Annotated in this window: 2 protein-coding genes; both read left to right on the top strand. The window is 75.7% G+C overall.

From position 1 onward, the window contains the following. On the top strand, positions 1 to 5,111 hold a 5,111-nt coding region (locus EV567_RS27700; RefSeq protein ID WP_130444904.1), incomplete at its 5' end, for a non-ribosomal peptide synthetase. Then, positions 5,108 to 9,990, top strand: a 4,883-nt coding sequence (locus EV567_RS27695) for a non-ribosomal peptide synthetase (RefSeq protein ID WP_130444902.1), incomplete at its 3' end; no start/stop codon positions are given. The genes EV567_RS27700 and EV567_RS27695, both read left to right, overlap by 4 nt.

The raw sequence follows: 9,990 nt of genomic DNA, 5'->3' as shown, positions 1-9,990 counted from the left end.
TCGAAACCGCACTCCGCGACCTCCCCGGCATCACCGACGCCGCCACAGCCGTCCACCACGGACGCCTCACCGCCTACCTCATCGGCACCACAGAACACCCCAAAGCCGCACTCGCCGACGTCCTGCCCGGCTACATGGTCCCCAGCACGTTCCTCACCCTCGACGCACTCCCCCTCACCCCCAACGGCAAGATCGACCGCAAAGCCCTTCCCGCACCCGACCCCTCGGCCGCCGTCTCCGGGCTGATCCCGGCTCGCGACGCACGAGAGCAAGCGCTGTGCGAGATCTTCGCCGAGGTCCTCGGGCTGCCCGCCGTCGGCATCGACGACAGCTTCTTCGACCTCGGCGGGCACTCGCTGCTCGCCACCAAGGTCGTGTCCCGGATCCGGGCCCGGCTGGGCGTCGAGGTCGCCGTCCGGACGCTGTTCCACGCGCCGACGGTCGCCGAGCTCGCCGCTCGACTGGACGGGGCGGAGGGCCCGGTGCGGCCCGCGCTGACCGCCGTCGAGCGCCCGGACGAGCTGCCGCTCTCCCCCGCCCAGCAGCGGCTGTGGTTCCTGAACCACCTGGAGAACGGTTCGGCCGCCTACCACCTGCCGTTCGCCGTGCGCCTCTGCGGCGACCTGGACGCGGACGCGCTGGGCGCGGCGCTGGGTGACGTCGTGTCCCGTCACGAGAGCCTGCGCACGGTCTTCCCCGACGCCGGGGGCCGGCCGCGCCAGCGGATCCTCTCCCCCGCCGAGGCGCGTCCCGCGCTGCCGGTCACCGGGACGACCCGCGAGGCGCTGCCCGGGGCGCTGGCCGCCGCGGCCGCCCGCGACTTCGATCTGGCGGACGGGCTGCCGCTGCGTGCCGAGCTGTTCCGGCTCTCCGACGACGAGCACGTCCTGCTCGTCGTGCTGCACCACATCGCGTCCGACGGCTGGTCCGTCGCCCCGCTGGCCCGCGACCTCGCCGAGGCGTACGGGGTGCGGCGGGCGGGCGCGGTCCCCGACCGGGCGCCGCTGCCGGTGCAGTACGCGGACTACACGCTGTGGCAGCACGGGATCCTGGACGCGGTGGCGGAGGAGCAGCTCGCCTTCTGGAAGGCGGCGCTGGACGGCCTCCCGGAGGAGCTGGAGCTGCCGGCCGACCGGCCGCGGCCCACCGTCCCCAGCCGTCGCGGCGGCACGGTCGGCTTCCGTGTCGACGCCGAGGTGCACGCGGCGGTCACGGCGCTGGCCCGGGCGCAGGGCGCGAGCACCTTCATGGTGCTCCAGGCCGCGCTCGCCACGCTCCTGTCGAGCCTCGGCGCGGGCGAGGACATCCCGCTGGGCACGCCTGTCGCGGGGCGCACCGATCCGGCCCTCGACGAGCTGGTCGGCTTCTTCGTCAACACGCTGGTGCTGCGCACGGACCTGTCCGGCGACCCGACCTTCCGCGAGCTGCTCGACCGGGTCCGCACGAGCGACCTGGCGGCCTACGCGCACCAGGACCTGCCCTTCGAGACGCTGGTCGACGCGCTCGCGCCGAGCCGGTCACTGTCCCGGCAGCCGCTGTTCCAGACCATGCTGGTGCTGCAGAACAACGCCGCCGCCGATCTCGCGCTGCCCGGCCTGGACGTCGAGACGGTCCCGGTCCGCAGCGGCGCCGCCAAGCTGGACCTGGCGTTCGAGCTGACGGAGCGGCACGGGCCGGGCGGGGCGCCGGACGGGATCGACGCGGTCCTGGAGTACAGCAGCGACCTGTTCGACGAGGCGACGGCCCGGTCGATGGCGGACCGGTTCGCCCGTCTCATCGGCGTGCTGACCGGCGACCCCGACCTGCCGCTGGGCCGGGTCGACGCCCTGCTGCCCGCCGAACGCGCCCGCGTCCTGGGCGAGTGGGCCGGTCCGGTCCAGGACGTCGAGACGGCCCCGGTGCACGAGCTGTACGCGGCCAGGGCGGCCGTGCAACCCGCGCACCCGGCACTGGAGTTCGGCGCGCAGGTGCTGTCGTACGCGGAGCTGGACGCCCGCGCGAACCGGCTCGCGCATGAGCTGGCCGCCCGCGGCACCGGGCCCGGCGACCTGGTGGCACTGCTGCTGCCGCGCTCGCCGGAGATGGTCGTCGCGCTGCTCGCCGTCCTCAAGGCGGGCGCCGCCTACCTGCCGATCGACGCCGCCTACCCACGCGACCGCATCGGCTACATGCTCGACGACGCGCGGCCGGCGCTCGCTCTGACGATGGACGCCGAGTCCGCCGCTCTGGGCGACTCGGACGTGCCCCGGCTGCTGCTGGACGACGCGGACGTGCGTGCCGCGGTGGGGGCCCGGCCGGACCGTGCGCCGACGGACGCCGACCGGACGCGGTCGCTGACCGTGCGCGACCCCGCGTACGTCATCTACACCTCCGGTTCCACCGGGCGCCCCAAGGGTGTCGTCGTGGAGCACCGCACGGTCGCCGTGATGGTGGCCGACCAGGGCCCCCGCATGGGCATCGGCCCCGCCACCCGCTGGCTGCAGTTCGCCTCGTACAGCTTCGACGCGGCGACCTGGGAGCTGTCCATCGGGCTGCTCTCGGGCGCGACGATGATCCTGTCGACGGCCGAGGAGCGCGGTCCGGGCGCGCCGCTCGCGGAGCTGGTGGAGCGCACCGGCACCACGATGGTCTGCCTGCCGCCGACGGTCCTGTCCGCGTGGCCGGCCGACCGGCCGATGCCCGACGGCGTGCAGCTGGTCGTGGCGGGCGAGGCCTGCCCGCCGGAGCTGGTGGAGCGGTTCTCCCGCGGGCGCGTGATGCGCAACGCGTACGGGCCGACCGAGGCCACCGTCTGCGCGAGCATCAGCGAACCGCTGTCCGGCGCGGTCAAGCCGCCCATCGGGTTCCCGCTGCACAACACGCGGCTGTACGTGCTCGACGCGCGGCTGCGGCCGGTGGCGCCGGGTGTGACCGGTGAGCTGTACATCGGCGGCGACCAGCTGGCCCGCGGCTATCTGCGGCGTCCGGAGCTGACCGCGAGCCGGTTCGTCGCCGACCCGTACGCCACCGCGCCGGGCGGCCGGATGTACCGCTCCGGTGACCTGGTGCGCTGGAACGCCGACGGCAGCCTCGACTACGTGGGGCGCGTCGACGACCAGGTGAAGCTGCGTGGTTTCCGCATCGAGCCGGGCGAGATCGAGGGCGTGCTGCTCGCCCGGGACGACGTCGCGCGGGCCGCGGTGATCGTCCGCGAGGACCGGCCCGGGGACAAGCGGCTCGTCGCGTACGTCGTCGCCGCGGGCGTCCCGGTGGACGTGCGGGAGATCCGCGCGCACCTGGCCGCCGAACTGCCCGAGCACATGGTGCCGAGCGCGGTCGTCGCCCTCGACGCGCTGCCGCTCACCGGCAACGGCAAGCTGGACCGGCGGGCCCTGCCCGCGCCCGACCTCACGCGGGCCGCCGAGGGGCGGGCTCCCGCGAACGAGCGGGAGGCGGCGCTGTGCCGGGCGTTCGCGGAGGTGCTCGGGCTGGAGTCGGTCGGCGCCGACGCCGGCTTCTTCGACCTCGGCGGCGACAGCATCAGCTCGATCCAGCTCGTCGGCAAGGCGCGGGAGGCCGGCCTGGCGATCACCGCGCAGGACGTCTTCGTGCACCGCACCCCGCAGGGTCTGGCGCTCGCCGCCCAGGCCGCCGGACGGACCGGGACCGTGGGTGCCGGCGACGGCACCGGACCGGTGCCGGCCACGCCGATCACCGCCTGGTTCGACGCGATCGACGGGCCGACCGACGGCTTCCATCAGGCGGCCGTCGTCCGGACGCCCGCGGGCGCCTCGTACGAACGGGTCGAGGCCGCGCTGCAGACGCTGCTCGACCACCACGACGCCCTGCGCCGGCGGGGCGACGAGATCCTGGAGGCCGGCGCGGTCCGGGCCGGGGACGTGCTGCGCCGGGTCGAGGCCGGTTCCGGCGACCTTGCCGTCCTCGTCCGCGAGGCGGCCGCCGCCGCCCGCGGCGAACTGGCGCCCGCCCGGGGCGACGTGGTGCGCGCGGTGTGGATCGACGCCGGCGCCGCACGGCCCGGCAGGCTGCTGCTGACCCTGCACCACCTGGTGGTGGACGGCGTCTCCTGGCGCATCCTGCTGCCCGACCTCGCCCAGGCGTACGAGCACCCCGAGCGGCCCCTCGCCCCGGTGGGAACCTCCTTCCGGCAGTGGGCGCTGCTGCTCCACCAGGAGGCCGCGCGACAGGAGCGCCGGGCCGAACTGCCGCTGTGGCGGGAGATCACGGACGGCGGCGACCCGCCGCTCGGCGCCCGGCCGCTCGACCCCGGGCAGGACACCACGGCGACCGCCCGCCGACTGCGGCTGGAACTGCCCGCCGCGTCCACGGCGGAGCTGCTGACGACCGTGCCTGCCGCCTTCCACGCCGAGATCAACGACGTGCTGCTGACCGCCCTCGCCCTCGCGGTCGCCGACTGGCGGCGCGGGCGCGGCGAGCGGCAGGACGTCCTCGTCGACCTGGAGGGGCACGGGCGCCAGGCGGTCGTGCCGGGCGTCGACCTGGCCCGCACGGTGGGCTGGTTCACCAGCACGCACCCGGTGCGCCTCGACGTGGGCCTGTGCGACTTCGACGAGGTGTGGGCGGGCGGCCCCGCGCTCGGCCAGGCGCTCAAGGAGGTCAAGGAGCAGCTGCGCCGGATACCGGACCACGGCATCGGTCACGGTCTGCTGAGCCGGCTCGACGCCGCTTCGGCGGCCGTGCTCGGCGGCCGCCCGGCGCCGCAGCTGGGCTTCAACTACCTGGGCCGGATGGCGCTGTCGGAGCCCGGCGACTGGCAGGTCGTGCCGGAGTCGCTGGACGTCGCGGCCGGCACCGATGAGCGGATGCCGCTGCCGCACGCGCTCGGCGTCAACGCACGCACCGAGGACCTGCCCGACGGACCACGCCTGGTCGCCGAGTGGACGTGGGCGGGGCGGACGGTCGCGGACGCGGACGCGGAGGCGATCGCGCGCGGCTGGTTCCGGGCGCTGGAGGCGCTGGCCGCACACGCCGCACGGCCCGACGCCGGGGGCTTCACGCCCTCGGACCTGGGGCTCGTCGAGGGGCTCGGCCAGGACGAGATCGACGAGTTCGAGAACGAGTTCGCAGACGAGTGGGGGGACGAAGGATGAGCACGACCGCACAGGGGAAGGAACCAGGGGCGCCGCGGGCGTCGGGCGGACTGAGCGACGTACTGCCGCTCACCCCGCTCCAGGAGGGTCTGCTCTTCCACGCCGTGTACGACCGGCGGGAACTCGACGTGTACGCGGTCCAGCTCGTCCTCGACCTGGAGGGGCCGCTCGACCGGGGCGCGCTCAGGGCGGCCGCGGCGGGCGTCCTGGCCCGGCACCCGAACCTGCGGGCGGGCTTCCGCTACCGCAAGAACGGTCAGCCGGTCCAGCTGATCCCCCGCCAGGTGCCCGTGCCGTGGCGGGAGGTGCCGGAGCCGGACGACGTGGAGGCGCTGACCGACCGGGACCGCACCGAGCCGTTCGACGTGGGCCGGCCGCCGCTGATCCGCTTCACCCTGGCCGGCACCGGCCCGGACCGCCACCGGCTCCTCGTGACCTGCCACCACATCCTGCTCGACGGCTGGTCGATGCCGCTGCTGCTGTCCGAGCTGTTCGCCGCGTACGCGGCGGGCGGCGACGCCTCGGCGCTGCCCGCCGTCACCTCGTACAAGAGCTACCTGTCCTGGCTGAACCGGCAGGACGGCCGGGCCGCCGCAGCGGCCTACGGGGAGCTGCTCGACGGCCTCGAGGAGCCCACCCGGCTCGTGCCGGCGCCGCCCGGCCGCGCCCCGGTGCTGCCCGAGCAGCACATCGCCCGGCTGGACGCCGCGGCGACGGCACGCCTGACCGAGTGGGCGCGGGCGCGGGGCGTCACCCTGTCCAGCGTCCTGCAGGGCGTGTGGGCCGTCGTCCTCGGGGCGCTGACCGGCCGCGACGACGTGGTGTTCGGCACCACGACGTCGGGGCGGCCGCCGGAGCTGCCGGGCGTCGAGTCGATGGTCGGCCTCTTCATCAACACGCTGCCCGTGCGGCTGCGCACCGGCGCCTCGCGGACCCTCGCGGAGGTCGTGGAGTCGGCGCAGGAGCAGCACACCGCGCTCCTGCCGCACCAGCACCTGGGTCTGTCCCGCATCCAGCGGGACGCGGGCCACGGCGAGCTGTTCGACACCGTCCTGATCTTCGAGAACTATCCGCTGGACCCGGACGCCCTGCGCTCGGCCGTCCCCGGTCTGACGGTCACCGGCGTCAAGGGCCGCGACGCGACGCACTATCCGGTGTCGCTGCTCGTGCTGCCCGGCGAGGAGCTGACGCTGCGGCTCGACCACGCCCCCGACCTGGTGACCGCCGCGGAGGCCGCCGCGCTGTCCGGGCGGGTGCTGCGGCTCCTCGCCGCCCTCCCCGACGCGGCCGACCTGCCGCTCTCCCGGCTGGAGCTGCTGGGCGAGGAGGAGCGGACGACGCTGCTCGGCTCGTACAACGCCACCGCCCGCTCCTACCCGCGCCACGCCCTGCGCGAGCAGCTCGCGGCGCGGGCCGCCGCCGCCCCGCACGCGCCCGCGCTGCGCTGCGGCGCCGAACGGCTCACCTACGCCGAGCTGCACGCCCGCGCCGACCGGCTCGCCCATGAGCTGGTGGCGCGCGGCGCGCGCCCGGGCGCCCTGGTGGCGCTCGCGCTGCCCCGGTCGACCGAGCTGATCGTCGCGACGCTCGCCGTCGTCAAGGCGGGCGCCGGCTATCTGCCGCTCGACCCCGACTACCCGGCCGACCGCATCGGCTACATGCTCGACGACGCGGCGCCCGCCCTCGTGGTCACCACGACCGGGGTCGCCGCCGCGCTGTCCGCCGTCACCGAGCGCCCACACCTGACCCTGGACACGGCGGCGGCGCTCCTCGCGGAGCGGCCCGCCGGCCCGGTGGGCACCCCCGACCCGGACCCGCTGGAGACCGCGTACACGATCTACACCTCGGGCTCCACCGGCCGGCCCAAGGGCGTGGTCGTGCCGCAGGGCGCGCTGATCAACCTCGTGCACGACATGGGCGAGCGGTTCGGCGTGCGGGGCGGGGACCGCTTCCTGTCGGTCACCACCTTCGGTTTCGACATCTCCAACCTGGAGATCTTCGTCCCGCTGCTCACCGGCGCCGAACTCGTCCTCGCCGAGCGTGACACGGTGCGCGACCCGGCCGCCCTCGCCGCCCTGATCACCGGCAGCGACGCCACCGTCATGCAGGCCACCCCGACGCTGTGGCACGCCCTGGTCACCGAGCACCCGGAGAGCCTGGCCGGGCTGCGCGTCCTGATCGGCGGCGAGGCCGTCGGCGAACCGCTCGCCGACGCGCTGCGTGCCGCGTCCCGCGAGGTCACCAACGTCTACGGGCCCACCGAGACGACGATCTGGTCGACCGCGGCCGTCCTGGACGGCGAGCGGGGCGGCGTCCCGCCGATCGGCCGCCCCATCGCCAACACCCAGGTGTACGTCCTCGACGACGCGCTGCGGCCCGCTCCCGCGGGGGCGGTCGGCGAGCTGTTCATCGCCGGCGACGGCGTGGCCCGCGGCTACCACGGGCGCCCGTCGCTGACCGCGATCCGTTTCGTGCCGGACCCGTTCGGTCCGCCCGGCAGCCGGATGTACCGGACCGGCGACGTCGTGCGCTGGGGCGCCGACGGGCAGATCGAGTACATCGGACGGGCCGACCACCAGGTCAAGATCCGCGGCTTCCGCATCGAGCTCGGCGAGATCGAGTCGGCGCTCGCCGCCCACCCCGAGGTGTCCCAGGCGACGGTCGTGGCCCGCGAGGACCTGCCGGGCGGCACGCAACTGGTGGCCTACACCGTCGGCACGGCCGCTCCGGCCGCGCTGCGCGCGCACCTGGCCGAGAGCCTGCCCGCGCACATGGTGCCCGCCCTGTACGTGGCGATGGACGCGCTGCCGCTCACCGCCAACGGCAAGGTCGACCGCAAGCTGCTGCCGGCGCCCGCCCAGGGACCGCGCACCGCGGCCCGCGCCCCGCGCACCCCGCAGGAGCAGCTGCTGTGCGAGGTGTTCGGCGAGGTGCTCGGGCTGCCTGCGCCCGCCGGTCCGGACGACTCGTTCTTCGAGCTCGGCGGACACTCGCTGCTCGCGACCCGGCTCACCGGCCGGATCCGGACGGCGCTCGGCGCCGACCTGCCGGTCCGCGCGGTCTTCGACGCGCCGACCCCGGCGGCCCTCGCGGCCCGCGTCGCGGACGCCGGGGAGGCCCGGCCCGCCCCTGCGCCGGCCGTACGCCCGGACGTGCTGCCGCTCTCCCCGGCCCAGCAGCGGCTCTGGTTCCTCGGCCGGCTGGAGGCGGACAACCCCGCGTACAACATCCCGGTCGCCGTCCGGCTGAAGGGCGCCCTCGACGTGGCCGCGCTGCGTGCGGCGGTGCGCGACGTCGTCGTGCGCCACGAGGCCCTGCGCACCCGCTTCCCGGACACCGACGGGCGCGCCCGCCAGGAGGTCGTGGACGCGGAGGCGGTACGCATCGACCTGCCGGTGACGCCGATGAGCGAGGGCGCAGTACGCCGGGCGGCCCGGCGCGGCTTCGACCTGGCGGCCGACCTGCCGCTGCGGGCGGAGCTGTTCCGGGTCTCGGACGAGGAGCACGTGCTGCTGCTCGTCGTGCACCACATCGCGGCCGACGGCTGGTCGGTGGGCCCGCTGGGCGCCGACCTCGCGACGGCCTACGAGGCGCGCCGCGCGGGCGGGGCGCCGGTCTGGGCGCCGCTGCCCGTGCAGTACGCGGACTACACGCTGTGGCAGCGGGAGTTGCTCGCGGCGGTGTCGGACGAGCAGCTCGGCCACTGGCGGGAGGCGCTGAAGGACCTCCCCGACGAGCTGGAGCTGCCGACCGACCGGCCGCGGCCCGCCCTTCCCACGCACCGGGGCGGGCAGGTGGAGTTCCGCGTCGACCGTGCGCTGCACGCGGCGGTCGGCGAGCTGGCCCGCTCGCGCGGCGTGAGCACGTTCATGGTGCTCCAGGCGGCGCTGGCCGCCCTGCTGTCCAAGCTGGGCGCGGGCGACGACATCCCGCTCGGCTCGCCCGTCGCGGGCCGCACGGACCCGGTGCTCGACGAGCTGGTCGGTCTGTTCGTGAACACCCTGGTGCTGCGCACCGACCTGTCGGGCGACCCGACCTTCCTCGAACTGCTCGACCGTGTCCGCGCCACCGACCTGGTCGCCTACGCGCACCAGGACCTGCCCTTCGAGGCCCTGGTCGACGCGCTCGCGCCGACCCGGTCGCTGTCCCGGCACCCGCTGTTCCAGACGATGCTCACCCTGCACAACACGCCGGAGTCGGCGGTGCGGCTGGCGGGCCTGGAGTCGGAGCCGCTGCTCCTCGGCACGGGGACCGCGAAGGCGGACCTGGCCTTCGAGCTGTTCGAGCGGCGTACGGAGGAGGGTGCGGCCGACGGGATCGACGCGGTCCTGGAGTACAGCAGCGACCTGTTCGACGAGGCGACCGCGCGGTCCTTCGCCGACCGGCTCGCGCACCTGCTGGGCGTGCTCGTCGCGGCGCCGGACCGGCCGGTCCGCGAGGCCGGGGCGCTGCTGCCGGCCGAGTCCGCCGCGGTGCGGGCGGGCTGGGCGGCGACGACCGTCGAGGAGGCGTACACCGGGGTCGTGGAGCGGGTGCGGGCGCACGCCGCCGCGAGCCCGGACCGGCTCGCGGTGCAGGACCCGACCGGAACTGCCACCTATGCCGAACTGGTGGGTCTGGCCTCGGCGTTGAGTCGTCGTCTGGTCGCGGCCGGGGTGGGCCCCGGCTCACGGGTGGCCATGCTGTGCGAACCCGGCATCCCCTTCGTCACCGGCATCCTGGCCATCCTGGGCGCCGGAGCCGCCTGGATCCCCCTCGACCTGCGCGCACCCCTCACCCGCACCGCCTCACTCCTGGACGACTCCCGACCCGACGCCCTCTACACCGGCCCCGCACTCGACCACACCGCCGCACAACTGCTCGACGCCGCCTCCAGCAC

It is taken from the genome of Streptomyces sp. BK239 (assembly GCF_004217285.1).
Lineage (GTDB): Bacteria > Actinomycetota > Actinomycetes > Streptomycetales > Streptomycetaceae > Streptomyces.
Note: the sequence above shows the minus strand (reverse complement) of the source record. Positions and strands in the feature narration are given on the sequence as shown.